Raw genomic sequence first — 22,184 nt, forward strand, 5'->3', positions numbered from 1 at the left:
ACAGCCCGTCATGTCTCCCGCTGGTCGACATGACGGGCTAACGAAGCACGCGAGATTCCTCCTTGCGTCGGGATGACGTTCCAGGGGCGTAACAGACTCTATATCTGCCGCTTCAGCCGCACGGCCGTTGTAACCAACTCGCCATCGGCACGCCGAACGATGAGCAGGAGCTGCCGGCCGTCGGCGGAGTGAAACAGCCGGCTCATTTGGGTAAGCGTGAGGCCGGCGGTAGGCAGCAGATTAACCGACAATATCTCGTCGTTGGCCCGCAAACCTGCCTGGTCGGCGGGGGAGCTAGGTTCTACCCGCAGCACGAAATAGCGGCGGTAGTTCGGGCCGGCGGCCAGCAGCTCCATCCCACACATATCGTGTTCAAATGGGTCGCGGAATAAGCTGTTGGGCTGAAGCATCAAGCGGTTGTGCGGATAATCAATGATCAGCTCAAAGCGCTTCAGCAGCTCAAAGCCGATGTTGCCATTGCGCGCTACCTCGGCGCGCACCTGGTCGGCGTCGGGGAAGGATGTGAGCAGGGACCGTACCTGATACTGCCCCAGCTGCAAGCTCGCCACCCGACCTAGGTAGCCGTTGATGAAGCCATTCAGGCCCCGACCCAGCTGCGAGCGTAGGCGCCGCGCCGGCACGATTAGGTGCGGGTCTGATTTGGTTTCGAGCGACAGCGCGTGGCCCGCGCCGGTGTCGAGCACGAGCTTCAGCGGTAGTTTAACGGTATCGTTTACAGCAACTTCAGTGTGCAGATAAGCTTTGCCGCCTTCGAGCGTGAGCGGCAACGCCGACCAGCGGCGGCTGCGGGGCGTACGGTAGTGAATCGGGTCGTAGAGGTCGAGCTGCCCCGACAGCGGGTGAATGCGCATCACGAAGCTGCTGAACAGGTCGCTACCGATGATGCCGTGCATGGGCATCCCCACGTAGCCGGATAGGTCGAGGGCGTCGTCGGAAAGCACCAGAAATGTGAGAGCGGCCGCTTCAACCCCGTGTATCACCACCCGGACGCTATCCGTCTTGAAGGCATCTAGGCCGCCTTCGCTCCCCGACCCCACTACCCGAAACCGCTCGCCCTGCCGCAAACCTAGCTCCTCGTGCAGGCGTGGATCGGTGATAAGGGAAATATTGACGCCCGTATCCAGCAGAAAATTGTACGGCCCCTTGCTGTTGAGCATGGCGCTCACCACAATCAGATTGCGTTGCAGCTCAAAAGGCACCTTGGTCTTGTGGGCGCGGGCTTTTACAAAACGAAAAGCTGCTGGTTGCGCATACGCCGCAACGCTAACGAAGAAGCAGCTGCTCAGCGCGAGCAGGGCGCTGAGTAGCAGGCCGCGCCGCAAGAAGCTCGGCGCCAGCAGCGCAAACGGCCAACAAGGACGCATACAGGGTGGGATGGGTGGGGAAGTTAGTTAAAAAACGCCCACAACGTACGCCCGGTTCCAGCTCTGAATCAGGCGGGTAATTCCCAGGTTTCCTGCGGGGCGTAGTGCAGCCGCCCGGCCTCAATCCGGAGCGGCGCCGCTAGGTTATTATGGTAGAGCTGCCCCGTACCTAGGCCCTGCGGAAAGTCGGACTGCACGTAGGCACTCGCCAGCTGACTCACCGCATTCAGGCCGATGTTCGATTCCAGGGCCGAGGTCAGCCACCAGCTGCTTCCGCGCTCCTCGGCCAGCTTCATCCAGCGCTGAGCAGCCACGAGCCCTCCCAGCAGGGTCGGTTTCAGAATAATAAACGGCGGGTTGATCGTATCCAGCAGCTGCTCCTGCGCCGCTGCATCGGTCACGCCGATCAGCTCCTCATCGAGGGCGATGGGCACGGGCGAGGTACGGCACAGCGCCGCCATAGCGGCCGGCTGCCCGGCCCGGATCGGCTGCTCGATGGAGTGCAGCTCAAAACGCGCCAGCGCCTCCAGCTTCGACCTAGCTTCGGTGGGTGCGAAGGCGCCGTTGGCATCTACCCGCAGCGTGAGGCGCTCCGGCCCCGCCACCGCCCGAATCTCAGCCAGCAGCTGAAGCTCGGTGTCAAAATCGAGGCTACCGATTTTCAGCTTCAGACACGAGTAGCCTTCCGTCAGCCTCTTCTCAATCTGCTGGTGCATGAACGCGGCATCGCCCATCCACACCAGGCCGTTGATGGGAATGCCGGCCTCGCCACGGCTAAAGGGCGTATCGTAAAGCTGGCGGCGGCCGCCGTTTTGCCAATCGAGCAAGGCCGCTTCGAGGGCGAAGCGCAAGGATGGCCACTCTGCGCCCACGAAGCGGTGCGCGTATTCGTACGGGAAGTCAGCTAGCTGCTGTTGATTGAATTCCTCACATAGCGCCTGTACCTGCGCCTCGAAATCAGGGCGGTCGTCGGGGCTGAGTCCTGTCAGCGGTGCCGCTTCGCCGTAGCCGACGCGGGCGGGCTCCTGGTCGTCGTGCAGACGCAGGTAGTAGGCAGTATGTTCAGTAAGTGCGCCGCGCGAGGTGCGGGCGGGAAAGTTGAAGCGCAATACGCGCCTGGAGTAAGAAAGCACGAGCATAAACAAAGCAGTAAAATAGCTGCTTGCAAGGTATACGAAAGCCAGCACCTAGGTTTTACTGCGTCATCCCCTAAAAACAACAAGCCTCCGCGCATGGCGCGGAGGCTTGTTTATAAGTCGACGACCTCAAGAAGAGTCGCCGTTACATCAGAAGGAGCTATCGGGTAGCACCGCCCTGGTTGCCCCGTCCGCGGCTTGCCTGGCCCCCCTTACGGCCGGCAGCACGGGCTTCTTCTGATGTAAACCGATGACCACGGCCGCTCTCGTGCGATGCCTTGCCGCCTTCGCTGGCAATGCGACGCTGCTCGGCTGGGTCCATAGCGGCAAAGCCACGAAGGCTCTTGCCCGATGGGCTGGTCTGACCGCCCTTTGCACTAGCCTGACCGCCTTTCCGGCCGGCTTCTGCGTGTTGTGCCGAGGTACCTCCGCGCTGGTTCTGTCCGTTAGTAATCATAGCTTGTTGTAGGTTGTGGAAATTCGGAGCTGAATGCCTTTTGGCTTTCTAACGGTCAAGTTAGCGGCTTAGATGACGGTGGCAGCCATTAAAAGCACCTACTAACTTAAAATACCATATAGTACCTAGTGTTTACTCCGTAGTTGAGCTTACTTTGGCGCGATAAATACTCAGACTGAACAATTCGACAGACCTAGGGTCTTGTAAATAAAACAGTTGCGTCAAATACCCAGTGCGCGACCCGCACTTTTGCGTAGGGTAGCCCAAACCCGATGTTGCTTTTGTAGTTACACCTGTACTCCCCCTCTTGTCTTTCTCCTATGGCTGTTTCCTTTGCGCCGGCACCGGCGCTTACCTCTCCAGTAGCTGCTTCGCTTTCAGGTCGCTACCAGACCGTACGCCAACAAACTGAGCGGTTGTGTCAGCCCCTCTTGCCTGAGGATACGGTGGTGCAGCCCATGATTGATGTGAGCCCGCCGAAGTGGCACCTGGCCCACACCACCTGGTTTTTCGAAACCATGCTGCTGCGCGAGTATCAGCCGGGTTACGAAGTATTCCACCCCGACTACGCCTACCTGTTCAACTCCTACTACAACTCCCTCGGCAGCCGCGTAAATCGCGCCGACCGCGGCACACTTTCCCGCCCCGCGCTGGCTGACGTGTACCGCTACCGCGCCTACGTGGACGAGCACATGCAGCGCCTGCTGGGCCGTGCCGCCGAGCTACCTGATTCTTTTGCGGCCGTTTGTGAGCTAGGTCTTCAGCACGAGCAGCAGCATCAGGAGCTGCTGGTTACCGATATCAAATACATTCTCAGCACCAATCCATTGGCACCCGAATACCTGCCAGCGCCCGCAAACCTAGCTCCTGAATTGCCGGCGCCTGCGGCTACCTGGCTGCCGGTGCCGGGCGGGGTTTACCGCATTGGGTACGCAGGCGATGGGTTCTGCTTTGATAATGAGCAGGCCCCACACGAAACCTACGTAGCCGACTTTGCCCTGCAAAACCGCTTGGTGACCAATGGCGAGTACCTGCAATTCATCGAGGCTGGCGGCTACCGTGACTTCCGCCACTGGCTCGGCGAAGGCTGGGATTTGGTGCAGTGCGAGCAGTGGCTGGCTCCTCTATATTGGGTGCAGAAAGAAGGTCGCTGGTTCCGCTTCACGCACCACGGCCTGCAACCCGTGAACATGGCCGCACCCGTAACGCACGTTAGTTTCTACGAAGCCGATGCCTACGCCAATTGGGCCGGGGTCCGCCTGCCCACCGAGCAGGAATGGGAAATAGCCGCCCGCCGCTTCAAACCCGATTCGGCCGCTGGCACCTTTGTGGAAAGCGCCCAATACGACCCGCAGCCCCTGGCCCCTGACGCTGACCCTGCCGCGTGTCACCAGTTGCTCGGCGACTGTTGGGAATGGACGTATTCGGCCTACCACGCCTACCCTGGCTACGAGCGCGCCGCAGGCCCACTGGGTGAGTACAATGGCAAGTTCATGATCAATCAGCTGGTGCTGCGCGGCGGCTCCTGCGCCACCCCCGAGAGCCATATCCGCCTGACGTACCGCAACTTCTTCCACGCCGACAAGCGCTGGCAGTTCACCGGCATCCGCCTGGCGCGGTAATTTGTTGATTGATTAATGTGCTAATGTGCTGGTCTACCGAACTGCTATTCGAAAGCATGAACCCGGACTAAGACAGCTACTCATCTGCTTTCCTCTACATGTTTTCTATGTCTTTATTTTCTTCGGACGTCAGCACGCCAACGCATCAGCAGATTAGCACCTCAACCGATCAGCAAATCACTGACCTAGCCCGCCACGTTGCCGAAGGGCTCAGCCGCTCGCCCAAGACGCTGTCGTCCATGTACTTCTACGACGACGAAGGCAGCCGGCTGTTTCAGCAGATCATGGCGCTGCCGGAGTATTACCCGACGCGCACCGAATACCAGCTTCTGAGCACGCACTGCGAGGCCATCACCGCCGCGCTCCGGCCGACCGATGGCGCGCCGTTTTACCTGATCGAGCTAGGTGCCGGCGACGGTCTAAAAACCAAGATCTTACTGCGTCACCTTCTCGCGGCGGGCACCGACTTTCGCTACGTTCCCGTGGATATTTCCTCGGCGGCGCTCGACGGCTTAGCGGCGAGCTTGCGCGAGGAGCTACCTAGCTTGCAGGTAGAGCCGGTGGTGGCCGACTACGTGGCAGCCCTGCAGCTGATGGCCACTAAACCTGGCCGCAAGGCGGTGCTGTTTCTTGGCTCAAACATCGGCAACTTTCTACCCGCGGAGCGCCTGGTGTTTCTCCAAAACCTAGCTCAGCCCCTCACCCCCGACGACCGCCTGCTGATCGGCTTTGATTTGCAGAAAGACCCGCGCCTCATCCGCGCTGCCTACGATGATGCCCAGGGAGTTACGGCCGCGTTCAACTTCAATCTGCTTACCCGACTCAATCGTGAGCTAGGTGCTGAGTTTGACCTAGCCAACTGGCAGCACTACACCGACTATGATCCGCTGGCCGGCGTGGTGCGCTCTTTTCTGGTCAGCACCCGAGCCCAAATGGTACCGATTGCTGCCCTCAAAGCTGGCTTTCAGTTTGCCGCCTGGGAGATTATTCACACCGAAAATTCCTACAAGTTCACGGCTCCCCAGATTCAAAACCTAGCTACGGATGCCGGTTTCCGCGTCGCGGAGTTCTTCACCGATGCCCAGGATTATTTCGCTGACGTAATTCTAACGCCCACAGTCTAGGTTGATTAACACTCGCCAAGGGTCGCAGCGCTCCTCCTCTTAAATGATAGTTGGTAACTGGTAACTGTCAAATGATCAGCCTGGCTTCGGGTTACGGCAACTTCACGCCTCCGGCCGCAGCGGTTGCGGCGGCTACGACTAGCCTGCAAAGCGGCGTGTTGCCCGTGTCGCCCATAGCAGGACTGCCCGCTTTGCGGGAAGCATTGGCGGCGCGCTACCCAAACAGCTCCGTGGCGCCGGAGCAGATTGTGTTGACGGCTGGCACCAAAGCGGCGCTTTTTGCTTTGCTGAAAGCCGTGCTCCGCCCCGGTGATGAAGTGCTGCTACCCACACCTAACTGGTTCGGGTTCTGGCAGCTAATTGAGCAGGCTGGTGGTGTGGTGCGCCCTCTAGCCCTGGCCGCCGATGATGATTATGCCTTAACCCCAGCGGCGCTTCAGGCGGCCATCACGCCTCGCACCCGCGTGCTGCTGCTGTCGAACCCAAACAACCCGACGGGCCGCGTGTACCATCGCGCCGAGCTGGATGCCGTGCTGGCTGTCACGCGGCAGCACCCTGGCTTGTTTGTTCTCTCCGATGAGATTTACAACCTGATTACGTTCGGTGCGGAACCAGTGCCCTCGCTGCTGGAGTGGGACGATCCGCACGGTCAGCATCTGGTTGTCAATGGCTTCTCGAAGTCGCTGGCGCTTATCGGCTGGGGTGTGGGCTACCTGGTGGCGCCTGCGCATGTGGCGCAGGCGTGCGCGGCCTGGCAGTTTGCCACCGCGACTGCTGTGCCGATTCCTACGCAGCTGGCGGCCTTGGCTGCCACCGAAGCCGCCCCGACCATTGCGCACAACCTGCTCACCCAGCTTGCCCCAAATCGCGCCATTTTGCTCGACGGCCTGGCCACGTTGCCGAACGTCCGCTGTTCCCACCCGGAAGCCACGTACTACGCCTTCCCCGATTTCACGGCTTACCTCGATCCGCAGAAGTCACCCGAAGTCGCCTCGGCAGCATTCGTAAGCCGCTTGCAGGCGGCCGGCGTAGCCGTGGTTGATGGTGCCAGCTGCGGAGCCCCCGGTTTTGCGCGGCTTTCTTACGCCGTTCCCGCCGCCGATTTGCGGGAAGCCTTCCGTCGCCTACACAGAACGTTAGCAGCAAGCTAATCCAGGTGGTCGGGCCGGCACACAACCTAGGTTGGCTTGCTGCCGGGCATCGTACCTTTGCGCTTCCATCCACTCCGGTTATTATGCCTTTTGCTGCTATTCGCTCACACATCAAACCAACCCTGTTACTGGCTTACCCAGTCATTCTGAGCCAGTTAGGACACGTACTTGTCAACGTGTGCGACAGCGTGATGGTGGGTCAAACAGGCACGGTCCCGCTGGCGGCCGTGTCGCTGAGCGTCAGTCTCAGTACCGTGGTGATGGTGCTGGGGATGGGTCTCTCGATGGGAATTACCCCCCTGGTAGCCGCTGCGGATGGCAAGCGCGACCTGCCCCGCCTGGGTCAGCTGCTGGTAAATGGCGTGCTGCTGAGCAGCCTGGCGGGCCTGGTACTAGGCGTGTTAGGGCTGCTTATCGCGCCCATGCTCCCCTATTTTCACCAGCCCACCGCCGTTGTGCAGCTGGCCGCGCCCTTCGTGCGGGTGATCTTTCTGTCGTTTTTGCCGCTAATGGTGTTTCAGGGCTTTCGGCAATTTGCGGAGGGGCTAGGTCTCACGCGGCAGGCCATGCTGCTTTCCATTATGGCCAATATCGTTAACGCGCTGCTTTGCTACGCGCTGATCTTCGGGCACTTCGGGGCGCCTGCGCTCGGCATGATAGGCGCAGCCTGGGCGACGCTGATTGCGCGCGTGCTCATGGCGCTACTCATGGCAACTTACGTGCTGCGTGCCGAGCGACTACGTCCGTACCGCGAAGCGGCAGGCAGCTGGCTTCGGCTGCACGGCGCTACCATGCGGCGCTTGCTGAGCCTCGGGCTTCCCATTGGCGTGCAGATGATGTTCGAAATGGGAGCCTTCAGCTTCTCGGCCATCATGATTGGCTGGCTGAGTGCCACCGCGCTGGCTGCGCATCAGATTGCCATCAACATTGCCTCCGTCACCTACATGGCGGCTAGTGGCATTGCTGCCGCCGCTACGATCCGGGTCGGCAATCTGCGGGGGCTAGGTGATGCGGCGGGCGCCCGTCAGGCAGGTTTTACGGCCTATCTGCTGGCCTTCCTCTTCATGAGCAGCATGGGCCTGATTCTGATCAGTGGCCGTCATTTCGTGCCGCATTTCTACAACCACGATCCGGCGGTAGTTGCGCAAGCAGCTACCCTCCTGCTCATTGCGGCGCTGTTTCAGGTTTCCGACGGTTTGCAGGTGGTAGGCCTGGGTGCACTGCGCGGCCTGGAAGATGTGAAGGTGCCTTCAGTGGTGGCGCTGCTTGCTTATTGGGCCGTGGCGCTGCCGCTGGGCTATGGCCTAGGTTTTGGCCTAAAGCTAGGTAGCGTGGGCGTCTGGATTGGCTTACTGGCCGGACTCACGACTGTAGCGGTGGTGCTGCTGTGGCGTTTCCGGCAGCACAGCGCCGTAGCGGCCCCAATGAACGAAGCAGCCGTAGTCAGGCGTTAAGGCGTTATTCTTGCTATGGGTTAGCCGATGTTTTTCTATCTGCTAGTCCTTCTTATCCGCGCCTTTCATGTCTTTTTTCTCTTTTCTAACTCCGCTCCTTCTCGCCAGTCATCTGTTTCAGGGTCCGGGCCAGGGCACGCAGGCTACCGCCGCAAATGACGCCACGCCGGGCACCTTCACCTGGTCGGCCAACCGGCCGCTGACCTGGGCCGACTTCAAGAGCAAGCCCACGCCTTCCGACCGGCTGGCGGCCCTCACCTCGGCCAATATCGACGTGCAGGCGGCGTGTCAGGACTTTAAGTTTGCCTCCACGGTGCGCGCCATCTTTATTCCGACCGAATCGTGGGTGCGCGACCCGAGCAAGGCCACCCCGAACCTGCTGCGCCACGAGCAGCTTCACTTCGACATCACGGAGCTGTACGCCCGGAAGCTGCGCCAGAAGATCAGTCTGGCTAAGTTCGATTGTGAGCATTTGCAGCCGCGCTTTAAGAATATGTCGAACGCCGTGTTTGCCGAGTGGCAGCGCGAAGAAGCCCGCTACGACCAGGAAACCAACCACGGCCTCACCACCGACCGCCAGCGCGGCTGGGAGGTGAACATCCAGAACCAGCTCAATCAGCTGGCCCAGTTTGCCGTGAAGTAGTTAAGCTAGGTAGGAACGCGCCACGGCGTGCTCGTCGTCATACGACCTAGGTTGTATGTTTGCGCTTGCTTGCTCAAACAAATAACCAGACGACGAACGCGCCGTGGCGCGTTTTTACATTTTATGGCCGACTCCTCTAATCTTATTTCCTGGGCTGATTTTGAGCGCGTTGACCTGCGCGTAGGCACTATTCTGGAAGCGCGCGAATTTCCGCAGGCGCGCAAACCAGCCTATCAGCTGCTCATCGACCTAGGTCCGGAAATTGGCCAGAAACGCTCCAGCGCCCAGATTACGCACCACTACCAGCCCGCCGATCTGGTGGGCCGCCAGGTGCTGTGCGTGGTCAACTTTCCACCGAAGCAGATTGGCCCTTTCCGCTCCGAAGTGCTCGTGACCGGCGCACCCGATGCTGATGGCCATATTGTGCTGGCTACGCTGGCCTCACCGGTACCCAATGGCAGCCGACTAGCCTAGCTTTCAGCGGCTTACTTCTTTTCTCCCAGCTTGGTTTCCCGCACCGAGAGGCTGTCGATAACGTCGCCGTAAATCTTATCCAAGTCCTTGTCGTGGACGGCGTAGTAGCGGTAGCTCTGGTAGAAGGCCGAATCGGTGGTTTCGTAGCGCCAGAATAGGTCGCGGCGCAGCTGGTTGAACATGGCCCGCGCTGAATCCGGCGCGAGGCGCGACGCTTCCACCTGTGCCTCAGCAATATGCAGGTTTATCAGCAAGCTCGCCATCTTCTCTTTGGGCAGCAGCAGCGCGGGGCGCACCGGCTCCTCGGGGCGCTGGCACTGCATCAGCAATACAGTCAGCGACAGGGCGAACGTAAGACGCAGGTGGGAACGAAGGTTTTTCACAGCAGCAAAGTTAGCCAGAAGCCGTAGCTTAGTCCTAATGAATACGCAACCCGGCACTCCGCTTCAGCAATTAGTTCGCAAGCTGCGGCAAATGGAAATACGCATCATCAAAACAGTGGATGCGCAGCTGCAAGGCGATTTTCACTCCGTGTTCAAAGGCACCGGGCTGGAATTCGACGACGTACGCCTTTACCAGTACGGCGACGAGGTGCGCGCCATCGACTGGGCTGTATCGAGCAAGGGCCACGGCACGTTCGTGAAAACCTACAAAGAGGAGCGCGAGCAATCGGTTATGCTGCTGCTCGACGTCAGCGCTTCGCAGAAGATCGGGGCGGAAGGCCGGCAAAAGCTGGACGTGGGCCGGGAAATCTGCGGGCTGCTTGCGCTTACGGCCACTCGCCAAGATGCCAGCCTAGGTATTATGGCGTTCTCCGATCAGAAAGAGCTGTATTTGGCGCCCGGCAAAGGCATTCGCCATGCGTATGCGCTTATCAAGCGGCTGTTTGAGTTGCAGCCCCGCTCACCCCGCACGGCGGTCAGGGCGGGCATCAAGCAGGCCCTAGGTTTGCTCAAGCGTCGCACCATCGTGCTGCTGATTTCCGACTTTATTGACGTCAACTACGAGCGGGAGCTGACGATGCTGGCCCGCAAGCACGACCTGATTGTGGTGCAGCTGCTCGACCAACGCGAGCGGGAATTTCCGCCGCTCGGCATTATTCCGCTGCTCGATCAGGAATCCGGGCGCACCGTGTGGGTGAATACCTCTTCCGAAGCGTTTCGCACGCGCTACCGGGCTACCTACGAGCAGAACCGCGAGCAAATCGGGCAGATCTGCCGCCGCCACCGTACCGAGTTCGTTTCCATTACCACCAACACCGATTACGTGCCGCAGCTGGTGAGTTTGTTTCGGCGGCGCAATCAACGCAGTGGCCGTAGCTAAGGTGGCAATCGTGATGCTGAAATCCTGGAGCTTGCCAGGGCTGCTTTTGCTCATCACCTTACCCGCTTGGGCGCAGGCACCAGTGCGTGCGAATGAGCCACAAGGTCGTTTTCTGCGGCCGACTGTGCGCGTGGGTGAAGTCATTGATTATGAGCTGACATTGCAGCACGCACCTAGCCTGGAAGTTGTTTTCCCCGATTCAACAGCGACTTTCAAGCCGTTCGAGTTTGTGGGCAAAACGTATCAGCCCACGCGCACGCGGCAAGGCCGCAGCCTCGACCGCGCCATCTACCACCTGCGCACCTTCGCCCTCGACTCGGTCCAGCAGCTGAGTCTGCCCGTCACGATTCTGCGCGGGGAGGATACGCTTACCGTTGCCACGTCGCCGGCCGCCGTGCGCCTGCTGCGTACGGCGCCGCTCGTCAGCCCTAATGAGCCGCCCGTGCTGCAACAGGATACGACCCTGCAACCCGTCGCCTCCGACTTCAATTATCCGTATCTGCTGGCCGTGGTTGATGTGGTGGCGCTGATAGCCGCCGGGCTGGGGCTAGGTTTTGGCCGGCGTTTGCGCAAGCGTTATCAGCGCTACAAAATGCGCAAAAACCACGTGTATTTCCTGGCCCAATACGCGCGCCATGTGGAGCGTTTTACGCTTTCCCGCTCCCTCACGAACATGGAACGCGCCATTACGCTCTGGAAAAACTATCTGACCGGCCTGGAAGATAACGGCATCAACAGCCTGACAACCAAGGAAATCGTGGCGCTCTACCAGAACGACCCGGATGTAAATCGCGCCTTGCGTGTTGCCGATAAGGTTATCTATGCGAATCAGCTGGTGGAGGACGAGGAGGAAACAGACCTAGCTTTTACCCTGCTCCGCAACTTCGCCGAACGCCGGTATCAGTTAACGGTTGACAGTTATCAGTTACCCGTTACCAGTTAACAGGTATCATCTACCAGTTACCAATTGTCAGTTACTGGTAGTTGCTGCACAACTACTCAGTCAATCAGTTACTCAGTTACGCTATGCTCGAACAGATTTGGCAACATTTCCTAGGTCCGCTGGTGGATAGCTTGCGTTATGCCACGCTCACGAGCTACTCCTGGGAAGCGCCGCGGTTGTTGCTGCTCATTCCGCTGCTGCCGTTGCTGTTCTTCGGGCGTTGGGCGCTGAGCTACCGTCGTCGGCCGCGGCTGGCGGTGGCTTTCGTGGCCGGACAGGTGCGCCGCGATTGGAGCGCGTTGCTTCGCTTCGTGCCCAATGTGGTGCTGTTTCTGAGCCTCATGTTTGGTATAGTTGCCCTGGCTCGCCCGCAACGCACCGATGAGCGCGTGGTGCAAACCGGTGAGGGCGTGGACATCCTGCTGGTGCTGGACGTGTCGGGCTCAATGGAATTGCAGGACTTACGCCCCAACCGTCTGGAGGCCGCCAAGCGCGTGGCGCGGGAGTTTACCGACGGGCGGGTAGGCGACCGGCTTGGGCTGGTGGTCTTCGCCGGCGATGCGTACTCGGTCGTGCCGCTCACCACCGACTACGACCTGCTCCGCGAGAGTATCGGCGGCCTTAAGCTAGGTATGATTCCGAACGATGGCACGGCTATCGGCTCGGCCTTGGGCGTAGCAACCAACCGCTTGCGCGATTCGCGCAGCCGCTCCAAGATCTGTATCCTCATCTCCGACGGCGAAAACACGGCCGGCAACCTCGACCCACTAACGGCCGCGCAGCTTGCCCACGCCTACGGCCTGAAGCTCTACACCATTGGCCTGGGCAAAGACGGCATTGTGCCCTACGGCACCGAAGAAAACGGCCGCCCCCGCTTCGTAGAAACCCGCCTCGACGAAACCACCATGCGCCAGCTCGCCCAGGCCGGCGAAGGCCAGTTTTTCCGCGCCACCGACAACGATGCCCTGCGCCAGGTATTCCGCCAGATCGACAAGTACGAGAAGTCTGAAATCAAGCAGACGCGCTTCCGCAACACAAAAGACTATTACCGTCTTTACCTGTTCTGGTGCGTAGGTTTGTGGCTCGTGTGGCTAGCCTTGAAGAACACGTTTCTCACAAACGCACTGGAAGACTGACTTAATGAGATAATGTGCTGGTGAGATGATGTGCTGTTTTTTGAATGTATTATCAATCCAAACTACCACACTTATGCTAATCAGCACATTATCTCATCATCATATTAGCACCTCAAATTCATGTCCATAGCCGAAAACATTCACCACCTCGAAGCGCAGCTTCAGGGCACAAACTGCCGCCTCGTAGCCGTCACCAAAACGCACCCGGTGGAGCTGCTCCGTGAGGCGTACGAGGCCGGAGCCAGGCTCTTTGGGGAGAATAAAGTGCAGGAAATGGCAGCCAAGCAGCCTGAACTTCCGGCCGATATTGAGTGGCATCTCATCGGCCACTTACAAACGAACAAGGTCAAGTACATTGCGCCGTTCGTGCACACGATTCAGAGTGTCGATAGCCTGAAGCTGTTGCAGGAAATCGAGAAGCAAGGCGCCAAGAACGACCGCATCATCAACTGTTTCTTGCAGTTCCACATTGCCGATGAGGAAACCAAAACCGGCCTTTTTTCGCTTCCCGAAGCAGAAGAAATCCTGCAATCGGAGGCGTACCGCGCCATGCACCACCTACGCATCACCGGCGTGATGGGCATTGCCACCAACACCGATGACGAGGCGCAACTCCGCCGCGAGTTTCAGGAATTACGTGGCTACTTTGAAAAGCTGAAAGCTAGCTACTTCGCTGATGCTGAGACTTTCCGAGAAATTTCGATGGGCATGAGTGCCGATTATCGACTAGCCATCGAGGAAGGCAGCACGCTCATTCGCGTCGGCAGCGCTATTTTTGGGCACCGCAACTATGCCACTGCGGCGTCTTAGCGCTTTGTTGTACTTCTCTTTCTCTTGCCCATGACTGCTCGTGCTATCATCCAAATTGCTGCTCTTCTTGGTGCCCTAGGTGTGGGAATCGGTGCCTTTGGCGCCCATGGTTTGCGCCCTATGCTGGAAGCTTCCGGCCGCTTTGATACGTTTGAAACCGCTGTGCGCTATCAGTTTTATCATGCACTGGCCTTGTTGGCTGTGGGCATACTGCTCCAAGCAAAACCCGAGATGCGCGAGCTAGGTACCGTCAGCTGGATGTGGCTGATCGGCGTAATCTTGTTCAGCGGCTCGCTTTACACGTTGTGTTTCACCGGCATTACCAAGCTAGGTGCCGTTGCACCTATCGGTGGGCTGGCGCTGATTGCGGGTTGGATTGCGCTGCTTTGGGCTGCGCGGCAATTGTAGTAGAACTGTCGTTTAACTGTCATTGCGAGCAGCGCGAGGAATCTGGATTAGCAACCTAGGTCCTAACTCAGATTCCTCGCGTTGCTCGCAATGACAGATAAAACAAGAAGAGCGACCTAGCTAGGTCGCTCTTCTTGTTTAGGCTCAGCAAAAGCAGTCAATTACGACTTCTTCTTTGCTTTGATTTTGCTGTCAGTGGCTTTCACCTTCTGCTTGCCATCGGCAGCATCAATGTCGGAGGACTTAGCAGCGGGAGCTACAGAGGCCGTAGTAGCATCGGCAACCGTGCCTACCAGCGAAACCATGGCGTTGCCAGCAGCCGAGTTCGACTCGATGGTCAGCACTTTGTTCTGCATGCCCATTTTGCCGGCGCTGTTGAATTTAGCCGTTACGGTGCCGGTTTTGCCGGGCATCACGGGCTCTTTCGTCCAGTCGGGGGTGGTGCAGCCGCAGCTTACACCGATGTTCGAAATCACGAGCGGCTGCGTGCCTACGTTTTTGAACTTGAACGTGTGGTCTACAATGTCGCCCTGCTTGATGGTGCCGAAGTCAAACTTATCCGTTTCAAACTGGATTTGAGGACCGGCTACTTTGTCGGTGGCATTAGCAGGTTTCACGGCTGCCGTCTGAGCCTGCGAGGCAAAACCAGCCAGCGAGAGCGCCAGGGCCAGAACAAGTGCTTTTTTCATGGGGTGAAGACGTTAAAGAATTGTGTTTGACAAAAATACGTGTTTGCGGCGATAGGCAGATTGCGCTGTCTTCGCGCTTCTGCTTCGGTTTTGGAGGTAGTAAGGTACTAACGGAATTTTAAATTCCTTAGCGCCCGAAAATCTGATCTTCTGCACAACCTAGGTTAGCGCGCTTTGTTCGCGTCAACCTGGCTCGACTACAAATCGCTGAGCAGCTTAGCATTGAAGTTCAGCAGGAACAACCGCTCGGCGGCGCGGGTAATGGCCGTGTAGAGCCAGCGCGCAAACTCAGAATTCACCATGTCGTCCTTCAGGAAGCCGTGGTCGACGAACACCGCCTGCCACTGGCCGCCCTGGGCTTTGTGGCAGGTCAGGGCGTAGGCAAACTTCACCTGCAAGGCATTCAGAAACGGGTCTTTGCGCAACGCGGCACTTTTCTCGCGCTTCGTACCTAGGTGCGCATAATCTTCGCTCACGGCTTGGTAAAGGGCGTTGCTGCGGTCGGCGGGTAAGGCGGGGCTTTCGGTGTGCAGCGTGTCGAGCAGCAGCTTCACTTCGATTTCGGGCTCGTCGGGGTAGTCTACGAAGCGCACCCTGGCATCGGCGAAGTGGAAGCCAAACTCTTCCGTGCGCCGCACAATCTTGGTTACCTGCACGAAGTCGCCGTTGGCCAGAAAGCCCATTTCCGAATCTTTCGGCAGCCAGAAATAGTTGTTGCGCACCACCATCAGGTAGTCGCCGGCTTCTATTTCATCTTCCGCATCAAACAAGATTCGTCGGATGTACTGGTTGTACTGATTGGCGTTCTTATTGGAGCGGCAGATGATGGTCGTGTTTTCGTGGCCGAAGTGCTTGTAGGCCCAGCGCAAGCCGTCTTCCAGCTTGTCGCCGTTCATCTTGAAGATATCGGGGTAGCCTTTGGTGAAGAACTGAATTTCCGGCTTTTCCTCCCGCAGCTCATCGCGCAACACCGTAGCATTCATCAGGATACCCGATTCTTCGGCCTGACGCATTACCTGGCGCAGCTCCACCGAATCAACCTTCGCATGGAAACGATGGGCCAGCAAGCTAGGGTCGAGCGCGGGGCTGAGCAGCTGACCCACCGGCGGCAGCTGGGCCGTATCGCCGATGAGCAAAAGGCGGTTGGTAGGCTTCTCAAACACATAGCCCATCAAATCATCAAGCAGGCCGTTTTCGCCGAATGCCTTCTCATCCGAAATCATGGAAGCCTCATCGACGATGTAGAACATATCAGCCGTGCGGTTGGGCTGACGCTGGAAGGACAGCTTCTCAGAAGGCGTACCGCTGGTCTGGCGGTAAATCTTCTTGTGAATGGTGCTGGCCGGCACACCCGAATAAGCGCTCATCACCTTGGCCGCGCGGCCGGTGGGTGCCATCAGCGTGTATTTGCGGCCCATGCGGTGCAGCCACTGCACCAAGGCACTCACCACGGTTGTTTTGCCCGTACCCGCGTAGCCCCGCAACACAAACGCCTTGCGTCCCGGCAACTCGTCGCGCAGAAAAGCATCGAGTTGCTGGAAAAGGGCCGATTGGTCTTGGGTGGGTTCGAAGGGGAAGTAGTCGCGGAGCGAAGGAGTGCGGACTGTAAGCATGAAATAGTATGATGTTAAACTTCCTCAACCCAGTAAACATACCGGCGGAAGATTTGCATTCCTTGCGTTAAGACTTTTGCGATAAATTTTCGCTCGTCTTTATTCCACCTAGGTTTGTAAGGGGGAGTTTCGGGAGGCGCCAGCAGCATGCCGGTAGATGTGCCGAAGAATAGTTTGTCGTAGATTTTTCCACGCCACGCTTGCCTTCGCTCACCGCTTTGGCCTGCAAATCTTCTGCTCGTACCTTCTGCTACATCCAGAAAGAAATTCCATGCTGTTAGACAAGCCCTACAATCAATGAAAACTCTAGGATTTTTCAACCAGTTTTTAGCCCAATCTAGATTTTGAAGTCTGGGCTCTTCATGTACTAAAGTTATTCCTGACTCTTTGGCGAATTCCGTAATCTGAGAAATAGACCCGAAAGAAGGAATGCGACCATCGGCGTCCGTATAAATAGCATCCGTAGCATCACCCGTTTTCCACAGAAGATAGCCATCCTCTCTATCAAGCTTATACCAAGAGATAAAGTATTCCCATTCTTCTCCCATATCTCTACTGAACGGGCTCCACAACGGCCATTGTCGCAGAAGCCTTAGCAATCATTTTATCATCGCACCAGACTTCGGCTTCGCAGAAGTGCAGGCGGCGGCCGGCTTTCAGCACCCAACCCACGGCGCGCAGCTTCTCCCCTACGCCTGGGTGTAAATAGGAAACTCGTAAATCCGCCGTTACGACGCCATAGTTGTCGGGCACGAGCGTGACGGCGGCGAAACCGGCTACCAAGTCGGCCATTGTGGCGACCAGGCCGCCGTGGGCAAAGCCGCGGTGCTGCTGATGTTTTTGCTCCAAAGCTAGCTCTGCTTCCACCCGGCCGGGTTCAATGGTGGTCAGGTCGGCGCCGACGAGATGCATGAAGCGCTGCATGGTGAGCTTTTGCCGAATTCGGGTTGCTAAATCTAGCGTTGAGGCGGAGTTTTGCGTAGGAGGCATCTACAAAAGTAACAGGCTGATTCTTGATGTGCTGATATGCTAATCGATTAGCAGAAGAATAGTCTAGCACTTACAGCAAATCAGCCCACCAACAACCGCTCCCGATCAATCAAACCACACCTATGTCCACCCCCTTTACCTCTAATCTCCTAGGTGCTTACACCAATCAAGTGCGGGTGCGCGTATGCGGTCTGCTCGTGCACGATGGCGCTGTTTTGCTTACCGCCCATCGTGGGCTGCTGCCCGATGGTGCGCTGTTTTGGTCGCCGCCGGGCGGGGGCTGGCAGTTTGGCGAATCAGTGCAGGAGTGCCTGCAACGGGAGTTTCGGGAGGAAACCGGCCTGACTATTATACCCGGTCGCTTTCTGCACCTGCACGAGTTCGGCAGCGACCAGCTACAAGCGCTGGAGCTATTTTTTGCCGTAACGCCAACCGATCCGCAGGCTTTGCCTCAGCTCGGCACCGACCCCGAACACGCCGCCGATGCGCAGCTCCTCACGAAGCTAGCTTTTCTGCCGACACGCCAGCTCGTGAAGCTGCCGCCCCAACAGGTGCACCCCGTGCTGCGCCACATCATCAGCCCCGACGATCTTTATATTCCCCAAATTCGCTTTCGGCTGTGATTAGCTGTTAGCTGTTAGCTATTGGCTGTTAGCTTTTTGTGATAGCATCGGTGGAGGACGAAGCGCTATAGGAACGCGCCACGGCGCGTTCGTCGTTGAACGATGCCGCTTAGTATCTACTCTGGGCACGCCGCCCGGACGAGAACGCGCCGTGACGCGTTCCTACAGCGTTTCGTCCTCCACCGGAACAGTTAACAGCCAACAGCTAGAAGCTAACTTCGTACCTTTGAGGCCCTATTCCGTACCGCCTCTTTCCCGATTGCCCTGTGCCCTTCTCTGATTCTGCTGCTTCCGTACCTGTTGTCCAGCACCGTTTCCGCGACGAAACGCTGGACCCAGCTAACCCGAGCGCCTATAATCTTTACATTACAGCCGGCCCAGCCGGCATACGCCTAGGTCTGGCGGAAGTGCAGCGCAACAAATTTGTGCTGTTGGAAGATTATGCCGTAACGGCTACTTCGTCGCTGGCAGCACAGCTCCAAGCCCTGACCGCTGAGCACGAGCTGCTAAGGCAGGCCGGTTGGCAGCAGGTGCGGCTAGCGGTGCAGAATCGCGACTTTACGCTGCTGCCCGCCCCACTTTTTCGCCCCGGCGATGAAGCGACCTATCTGCGGCTGCACCACGGTTTGCAGCTAGCAGAGGAAACATTGCACTACTACGAGCATACCGGACTCGATATGGTGAGTGTTTTTGCCACCGAAAAGTCTTTATCTGCCTGGCTGCAAGCTAGCTATTCTACCAGCTGCCTGCTGCACCAAACCAGCGCCCTGATCGAAGGCATCGTTCACCAAAGCAAGCAATCGGCGCCACGGCAGCTGTACCTGCATGTCAATCCGCAGGAGCTAACGCTGGTAGCCGTGCAGGGCAAACGGCTGGAATTCTGCAATATATTCCCTTTTAGCAGCGCCGAAGACTTTATCTACTACACCATCCTGGTGATGCAGGAGCTACAGCTCAACCCCGATCAGGACAGCATCGTCGTGTGGGGTGACTTGCTGCTTGACTCTGAGCTATTTACCATTTTGCGCAAATACGTCCGCAACGTTCGTTTCGGTACGCGCCCCTTCGACCTAGCTTATAGCTACCGCCTCAACGACGTATTTGACTACCGCTACTTCGAGCTGTATAGCCTTCACTTATGTAAATAGAGTAACTGAGTGAAGTCGTTCAGATACACACTCAGCCACTCAGTCACTCAGTCACTCTTCTATGCGTATCGCGCTGTTTCCCGGCTCCTTTGATCCGTTCACCAATGGGCACCTCGACGTGGTGCGCCGCGGCACGGTACTTTTCGATAAGGTGATTATTGCCATCGGCAACAACAGCAGCAAAACCCGCTATCTACCTGTCGAGGAGATGATAACACTGATTGAGTCGGTATTTCAGGATGAGCCCTGCGTGTCGGTGCAGGCGTACAAAGGGCTGACTGCTGATTTTGCCAAGCAAGCTGGAGCCCGATTTCTACTGCGCGGGCTGCGCAACACCACTGATTTCGAATACGAAAACACGATTGCGCAAGCCAACCGGCACGTCAACCCCGAGCTGGAAACCGTGTTTCTGATTACGTCGCCGGCACTGGCAGCCATCAGCAGCACCATTATCCGCGAGATTCACCGCTTTGGTGGCCCAGTCGATGATTTTGTGCCGTTCAAGCTACCACCTTACGCAGCTGGCTAGCTGCGCGGTATCATGCGCACGCCTAGCACCTTGTTGGTATTCTCCGGATTCAGCACGGGCACCACGATGTAGTTGAGCGCCGTTAGCGTCAGGTTGCTGCGCTGCATCAGCTCATCTTCATCATCTCCGAGCACAATAATATCGTGCACTTTACGCGTGTTGGCGTTGAAACTCACGATGAACGTAGTGCCCTTGTTCTTGAACGTGTTATTCCAGTTTTCGCCGGCGGGCGTGTGCTTCTGCGCCTCAGTTGGCTCCGGACCTAGGTCCTGCTCAGCTGTTTCGAGCGGCGAACCTAGCTTTTGGCGCACCTGATCGATGGTGCAACCTAGCAATGAGGGAAGGTTGAAAGGCGTATGCGCGGCGGGCGCGTGGACTACGGCAGACACACGCCGTTCCCCGACAGTTGAACGGCCAGTGCAGGCCGCCAGCTCATACAAGCCCAGTAAAACAAGCAGATAGTAGAGTCGACGCATAGGCAACTCCGCCGAAGGGAGTTATTTCGCAGCTTCCTTCGCAGAATCAGTGCCAGCTTGTTCGCTCAGGTAGTGCCGCACCACCAACGCAATAGAAGCATACGACTCATCGAGTACATTCAGTGCTTCCTGGGGCGTCATCCAGCGCACTTCCTCAATCGATTCTTCGGCTTGTGGCTTCATCAGCGAGTCGTCGAGGCACTGCATGATAAACCAGCTGGTTTTTTTCAGGATCTTGTTTCCGTTGTAAGCATAGGAATGCCAGGTGCTTGGCAGCTTTTCGCCTAATACCACGGTAATGCTGCACTCCTCTTCAACTTCACGCAGGGCGCCGGTGCCGGGATCCTCCTCTTTTTTGAGCTTGCCCTTCGGCAAATCCCACATACCTAGGCGGTAGATCATCAGAATCATTCCATCCTTCACCACAAGGCCACCGGCGGCTTTCACAATGCGGAACTGATCCTTCAGGTGCAGAATAAGCCGCTTTTTTTTGCGGGCCAGCAGCGTCAGCGACTTCAGCTTCTTGAGCTTTTTCACCTCCATCAGACGCAGCAGCCGGTCGATAAAGCCATCGGTTACGTCGCGAATCAGCACATCACCGATCAAATCCTTGGACGTAAACTCGTCTTCCGGATTCAGAATCAGGTCGTAGCGGTGCTTGTACACCTTCTCGCTGTTCTTTTTGATAATCAGCGGGATATCATTGATAAAAACATTCATCGCGCAGGATGATCTGAGGGCAAATGGGGGAAGGGAACAGATTATGCCGCAAAACACAGCATAAATATCGGCAAACGGAAATTAGCCTAGGTCGGGCAAGATACGCGTTGCGGCCGGTTGAGTTGTACTGGTGGCAATGAGAAATGAAAATAGAATGAAGGCGCACAGCGCGAAAGTCGGCTGCCCAAGAAAAATGTTGTTGTTTGCCGGTTCCACGTAGACGTTTGTCCTGGCGATTTACTTAACGGCGTACCACTACATGAAAAAAATAGGCCTACTCTCCGATACCCACAGCTACCTCGACGACCGCATCGTGCACCACTTAGCCGGCTGCGACGAAATCTGGCACGCCGGCGATTTCGGCACAGCCGCCATCGTGGATGCTCTTAAAGCCCTGGCTCCTTTGCGCGGCGTGTACGGCAATATCGATGGGCAGGACGTGCGCCAAACCGAGCCGCTGGTGCAGAGCTTCGAGATTGAAGGCCTGAAGGTGCTGATGACGCATATCGGTGGCTATCCGGGCCACTATAGCCCGGCCGCCCGGCTGCTGCTGGCGCAGGAGCGTCCCGGTTTATTCATCAGCGGGCACTCGCACATTCTGAAAGTGATGCCCGACCCGAAGCTGCACCTGCTGCACCTGAACCCTGGCGCGGCCGGCCGCCACGGTTTTCATAAGGTCCGGACGCTGCTGCGCTTCGAGGTAGCCGCAGGCAAGGTTCAGCAGTTGCAGGCTATAGAGCTAGGTCCGCGGGTGGGGTGAGGAGCCTGAAAAGCAAAAAGCGCTTTTCTTTCACAAGAAAAGCGCTTTTTGCTTTCTATAGCCGACCGACACCGGTGGCAGGCCGCTCTACAGAGCGATTTCGGGCTTCGGCTTATCGCCTTCCTGGCCGTCTTCGTTCACGGGCTTGGTGATGGCTTCGGCTTCGTCGAAACCTTCGGAACCCGTCTGGTTTACTTTAGCTTCTTCGTTTTGCGAAGGTGTCGAAGTGGCAGCAGGCTGCACTTTCTCTACCAGGTCGCCTACTACTTCCTTAGCCTTCTCCACTACATCGGAGTGCGCTACGGTGTTAACTACATCAGCAGCAACTTCTTTCACCTTGTCGATTGCCGAAGTAGCAGCTTCTTTAACAGAAGCAACTACGCCAGTAGCAGCAGAGCTAGCACCCGTTGTGGTGAAGCGTGACTTCAGTTCATCTAGGTCCACGTTCTTCAGAACGGGGGTCAGAAGCAGTTGCTTGATGATACGCTGCTTGTTGTTGGCGCGCGCAATGTTCTTGCGGTGCTTCCGCTTGAGGCGAGTAGTGCTCATATCCGGGTCGGTTTAAGTCGA

At 57.5% G+C, this 22,184-nt stretch carries 26 protein-coding genes; 15 read left to right on the forward strand and 11 right to left on the reverse strand.

The window, feature by feature from the left end; genetic code table 11:
- Positions 1–98: 98 nt before the first annotated feature.
- From IEX74_RS19700 to IEX74_RS19710, 3 genes are all read right to left on the reverse strand, one after another.
- A complete protein-coding gene (locus IEX74_RS19700) occupies positions 99–1,385 on the reverse strand; it encodes an aspartyl protease family protein (RefSeq protein WP_188815753.1) in 1,287 nt (428 codons plus the stop codon).
- Positions 1,386–1,453: 68 nt separating this feature from the next.
- Positions 1,454–2,524: an o-succinylbenzoate synthase gene (menC, locus tag IEX74_RS19705; protein WP_188815754.1), complete on the reverse strand. Its 1,071-nt coding sequence runs from the start codon at positions 2,522–2,524 to the stop codon at positions 1,454–1,456.
- A gap of 157 nt (positions 2,525–2,681) precedes the next feature.
- Positions 2,682–2,978, reverse strand: coding sequence for a KGG domain-containing protein (locus IEX74_RS19710; RefSeq protein WP_188815755.1), 297 nt, complete (start codon positions 2,976–2,978; stop codon positions 2,682–2,684).
- Between the two features lie 320 nt (positions 2,979–3,298).
- On the opposite strand from IEX74_RS19710, the gene egtB reads away from it, so the two are divergent.
- From egtB to IEX74_RS19740, 6 genes are all read left to right on the forward strand, one after another.
- Entirely contained in the window at positions 3,299–4,600 is a 1,302-nt protein-coding gene (gene egtB / locus IEX74_RS19715) for an ergothioneine biosynthesis protein EgtB (RefSeq protein WP_188815756.1), read from the forward strand.
- Positions 4,601–4,707: 107 nt separating this feature from the next.
- Positions 4,708–5,724 (forward strand): L-histidine N(alpha)-methyltransferase, encoded by a 1,017-nt coding sequence (gene egtD / locus IEX74_RS19720; protein ID WP_188815757.1) that lies wholly within the window; start codon positions 4,708–4,710, stop codon positions 5,722–5,724.
- Between the two features lie 71 nt (positions 5,725–5,795).
- Positions 5,796–6,875: a pyridoxal phosphate-dependent aminotransferase gene (locus tag IEX74_RS19725; protein WP_188815758.1), complete on the forward strand. Its 1,080-nt coding sequence runs from the start codon at positions 5,796–5,798 to the stop codon at positions 6,873–6,875.
- Positions 6,876–6,958: 83 nt separating this feature from the next.
- A complete protein-coding gene (locus IEX74_RS19730) occupies positions 6,959–8,329 on the forward strand; it encodes an MATE family efflux transporter (protein ID WP_188815759.1) in 1,371 nt (456 codons plus the stop codon).
- A 67-nt stretch (positions 8,330–8,396) separates the two neighbouring features.
- On the forward strand, positions 8,397–8,972 hold the full coding sequence (locus IEX74_RS19735; protein WP_188815760.1) for a DUF922 domain-containing protein: 576 nt from the start codon (positions 8,397–8,399) through the stop codon (positions 8,970–8,972).
- A 123-nt stretch (positions 8,973–9,095) separates the two neighbouring features.
- A complete protein-coding gene (locus tag IEX74_RS19740) occupies positions 9,096–9,446 on the forward strand; it encodes a tRNA-binding protein (RefSeq protein WP_188815761.1) in 351 nt (116 codons plus the stop codon).
- 11 nt (positions 9,447–9,457) lie between these two features.
- On the opposite strand, the gene IEX74_RS19745 is transcribed toward IEX74_RS19740, so the two are convergent.
- Positions 9,458–9,829, reverse strand: a complete 372-nt coding sequence (locus tag IEX74_RS19745; protein WP_188815762.1) for a DUF4296 domain-containing protein — start codon at positions 9,827–9,829, stop codon at positions 9,458–9,460.
- Positions 9,830–9,866: 37 nt separating this feature from the next.
- Between IEX74_RS19745 and IEX74_RS19750 the strand changes: the two genes are divergently transcribed.
- The 5 genes from IEX74_RS19750 (at position 9,867) to IEX74_RS19770 (ending at position 14,066) form a co-directional block, all read left to right on the forward strand.
- The gene (locus IEX74_RS19750) at positions 9,867–10,769 is read left to right on the forward strand and encodes a DUF58 domain-containing protein (RefSeq protein ID WP_188815763.1); all 903 of its coding nucleotides are present in this window, start codon (positions 9,867–9,869) and stop codon (positions 10,767–10,769) included.
- A 10-nt stretch (positions 10,770–10,779) separates the two neighbouring features.
- Complete coding sequence (locus tag IEX74_RS19755; RefSeq protein ID WP_229755388.1) at positions 10,780–11,712, forward strand: hypothetical protein; 933 nt, start codon at positions 10,780–10,782, stop codon at positions 11,710–11,712.
- An 83-nt stretch (positions 11,713–11,795) separates the two neighbouring features.
- Positions 11,796–12,848, forward strand: coding sequence for a vWA domain-containing protein (locus IEX74_RS19760; protein ID WP_188815765.1), 1,053 nt, complete (start codon positions 11,796–11,798; stop codon positions 12,846–12,848).
- A 120-nt stretch (positions 12,849–12,968) separates the two neighbouring features.
- A complete protein-coding gene (locus IEX74_RS19765) occupies positions 12,969–13,658 on the forward strand; it encodes a YggS family pyridoxal phosphate-dependent enzyme (protein WP_188815766.1) in 690 nt (229 codons plus the stop codon).
- Between the two features lie 30 nt (positions 13,659–13,688).
- A complete protein-coding gene (locus tag IEX74_RS19770) occupies positions 13,689–14,066 on the forward strand; it encodes a DUF423 domain-containing protein (protein ID WP_188815767.1) in 378 nt (125 codons plus the stop codon).
- Positions 14,067–14,227: 161 nt separating this feature from the next.
- Here IEX74_RS19770 and IEX74_RS19775 read toward each other — a convergent pair whose 3' ends face one another.
- From IEX74_RS19775 to IEX74_RS19790, 4 genes are all read right to left on the reverse strand, one after another.
- Positions 14,228–14,755 (reverse strand): DUF1573 domain-containing protein, encoded by a 528-nt coding sequence (locus tag IEX74_RS19775; RefSeq protein ID WP_188815768.1) that lies wholly within the window; start codon positions 14,753–14,755, stop codon positions 14,228–14,230.
- A gap of 197 nt (positions 14,756–14,952) precedes the next feature.
- Positions 14,953–16,368 carry an ATP-dependent DNA helicase gene (locus IEX74_RS19780; RefSeq protein WP_188815769.1) on the reverse strand — a complete coding sequence of 472 codons (1,416 nt, stop codon included), beginning with the start codon at positions 16,366–16,368 and terminating at the stop codon, positions 14,953–14,955.
- Between the two features lie 14 nt (positions 16,369–16,382).
- Entirely contained in the window at positions 16,383–16,916 is a 534-nt protein-coding gene (locus IEX74_RS19785) for a hypothetical protein (protein ID WP_188815770.1), read from the reverse strand.
- Positions 16,917–16,920: 4 nt separating this feature from the next.
- Positions 16,921–17,280 carry a PaaI family thioesterase gene (locus tag IEX74_RS19790; protein WP_229755389.1) on the reverse strand — a complete coding sequence of 120 codons (360 nt, stop codon included), beginning with the start codon at positions 17,278–17,280 and terminating at the stop codon, positions 16,921–16,923.
- Positions 17,281–17,480: 200 nt separating this feature from the next.
- Here IEX74_RS19790 and IEX74_RS19795 point away from each other — a divergent pair, with 200 nt between their 5' ends.
- From IEX74_RS19795 to coaD, 3 genes are all read left to right on the forward strand, one after another.
- Entirely contained in the window at positions 17,481–17,981 is a 501-nt protein-coding gene (locus tag IEX74_RS19795; RefSeq protein WP_188815772.1) for an NUDIX domain-containing protein, read from the forward strand.
- A 266-nt stretch (positions 17,982–18,247) separates the two neighbouring features.
- Positions 18,248–19,129 carry a DUF3822 family protein gene (locus IEX74_RS19800; protein WP_188815773.1) on the forward strand — a complete coding sequence of 294 codons (882 nt, stop codon included), beginning with the start codon at positions 18,248–18,250 and terminating at the stop codon, positions 19,127–19,129.
- Positions 19,130–19,190: 61 nt separating this feature from the next.
- The gene (gene coaD, locus IEX74_RS19805) at positions 19,191–19,658 is read left to right on the forward strand and encodes a pantetheine-phosphate adenylyltransferase (protein WP_188815774.1); all 468 of its coding nucleotides are present in this window, start codon (positions 19,191–19,193) and stop codon (positions 19,656–19,658) included.
- Here coaD and IEX74_RS19810 read toward each other — a convergent pair.
- Both IEX74_RS19810 and IEX74_RS19815 read right to left on the reverse strand, forming a co-directional pair.
- The gene (locus IEX74_RS19810; protein ID WP_188815775.1) at positions 19,655–20,134 is read right to left on the reverse strand and encodes a hypothetical protein; all 480 of its coding nucleotides are present in this window, start codon (positions 20,132–20,134) and stop codon (positions 19,655–19,657) included. The two genes, coaD and IEX74_RS19810, sit on opposite strands and share 4 nt — an antisense overlap.
- Positions 20,135–20,155: 21 nt before the next feature.
- Positions 20,156–20,854, reverse strand: a complete 699-nt coding sequence (locus tag IEX74_RS19815; RefSeq protein ID WP_188815776.1) for an NUDIX hydrolase — start codon at positions 20,852–20,854, stop codon at positions 20,156–20,158.
- A 259-nt stretch (positions 20,855–21,113) separates the two neighbouring features.
- On the opposite strand from IEX74_RS19815, the gene IEX74_RS19820 reads away from it, so the two are divergent.
- Positions 21,114–21,614, forward strand: a complete 501-nt coding sequence (locus IEX74_RS19820) for a metallophosphoesterase family protein (RefSeq protein WP_188815777.1) — start codon at positions 21,114–21,116, stop codon at positions 21,612–21,614.
- A gap of 87 nt (positions 21,615–21,701) precedes the next feature.
- On the opposite strand, the gene IEX74_RS19825 is transcribed toward IEX74_RS19820, so the two are convergent.
- Positions 21,702–22,163, reverse strand: a complete 462-nt coding sequence (locus IEX74_RS19825) for a hypothetical protein (RefSeq protein WP_188815921.1) — start codon at positions 22,161–22,163, stop codon at positions 21,702–21,704.
- Between the last annotated feature and the right edge of the window lie 21 nt (positions 22,164–22,184).

The sequence above is a fragment of the Hymenobacter cavernae genome (assembly GCF_014641455.1).
Taxonomy (GTDB): Bacteria; Bacteroidota; Bacteroidia; order Cytophagales; family Hymenobacteraceae; genus Hymenobacter; species Hymenobacter cavernae.

Bases quoted from the DNA above. Each gene is read 5' to 3' on its own strand.
- IEX74_RS19700 (WP_188815753.1), bottom strand. From the start codon at position 1,385: ATGCGTCCTTGTTGGCCGTTTGCGCTGCTGGCGCCGAGCTTCTTGCGG.
- menC (WP_188815754.1), bottom strand. From the start codon at position 2,524: ATGCTCGTGCTTTCTTACTCCAGGCGCGTATTGCGCTTCAACTTTCCC.
- IEX74_RS19710 (WP_188815755.1), bottom strand. From the start codon at position 2,978: ATGATTACTAACGGACAGAACCAGCGCGGAGGTACCTCGGCACAACAC.
- egtB (WP_188815756.1), top strand. From the start codon at position 3,299: ATGGCTGTTTCCTTTGCGCCGGCACCGGCGCTTACCTCTCCAGTAGCT.
- egtD (WP_188815757.1), top strand. From the start codon at position 4,708: ATGTCTTTATTTTCTTCGGACGTCAGCACGCCAACGCATCAGCAGATT.
- IEX74_RS19725 (WP_188815758.1), top strand. From the start codon at position 5,796: ATGATCAGCCTGGCTTCGGGTTACGGCAACTTCACGCCTCCGGCCGCA.
- IEX74_RS19730 (WP_188815759.1), top strand. From the start codon at position 6,959: ATGCCTTTTGCTGCTATTCGCTCACACATCAAACCAACCCTGTTACTG.
- IEX74_RS19735 (WP_188815760.1), top strand. From the start codon at position 8,397: ATGTCTTTTTTCTCTTTTCTAACTCCGCTCCTTCTCGCCAGTCATCTG.
- IEX74_RS19740 (WP_188815761.1), top strand. From the start codon at position 9,096: ATGGCCGACTCCTCTAATCTTATTTCCTGGGCTGATTTTGAGCGCGTT.
- IEX74_RS19750 (WP_188815763.1), top strand. From the start codon at position 9,867: ATGAATACGCAACCCGGCACTCCGCTTCAGCAATTAGTTCGCAAGCTG.
- IEX74_RS19760 (WP_188815765.1), top strand. From the start codon at position 11,796: ATGCTCGAACAGATTTGGCAACATTTCCTAGGTCCGCTGGTGGATAGC.
- IEX74_RS19765 (WP_188815766.1), top strand. From the start codon at position 12,969: ATGTCCATAGCCGAAAACATTCACCACCTCGAAGCGCAGCTTCAGGGC.
- IEX74_RS19770 (WP_188815767.1), top strand. From the start codon at position 13,689: ATGACTGCTCGTGCTATCATCCAAATTGCTGCTCTTCTTGGTGCCCTA.
- IEX74_RS19775 (WP_188815768.1), bottom strand. From the start codon at position 14,755: ATGAAAAAAGCACTTGTTCTGGCCCTGGCGCTCTCGCTGGCTGGTTTT.
- IEX74_RS19780 (WP_188815769.1), bottom strand. From the start codon at position 16,368: ATGCTTACAGTCCGCACTCCTTCGCTCCGCGACTACTTCCCCTTCGAA.
- IEX74_RS19785 (WP_188815770.1), bottom strand. From the start codon at position 16,916: ATGGGAGAAGAATGGGAATACTTTATCTCTTGGTATAAGCTTGATAGA.
- IEX74_RS19790 (WP_229755389.1), bottom strand. From the start codon at position 17,280: ATGCATCTCGTCGGCGCCGACCTGACCACCATTGAACCCGGCCGGGTG.
- IEX74_RS19795 (WP_188815772.1), top strand. From the start codon at position 17,481: ATGTCCACCCCCTTTACCTCTAATCTCCTAGGTGCTTACACCAATCAA.
- coaD (WP_188815774.1), top strand. From the start codon at position 19,191: ATGCGTATCGCGCTGTTTCCCGGCTCCTTTGATCCGTTCACCAATGGG.
- IEX74_RS19810 (WP_188815775.1), bottom strand. From the start codon at position 20,134: ATGCGTCGACTCTACTATCTGCTTGTTTTACTGGGCTTGTATGAGCTG.
- IEX74_RS19815 (WP_188815776.1), bottom strand. From the start codon at position 20,854: ATGAATGTTTTTATCAATGATATCCCGCTGATTATCAAAAAGAACAGC.
- IEX74_RS19820 (WP_188815777.1), top strand. From the start codon at position 21,114: ATGAAAAAAATAGGCCTACTCTCCGATACCCACAGCTACCTCGACGAC.
- IEX74_RS19825 (WP_188815921.1), bottom strand. From the start codon at position 22,163: ATGAGCACTACTCGCCTCAAGCGGAAGCACCGCAAGAACATTGCGCGC.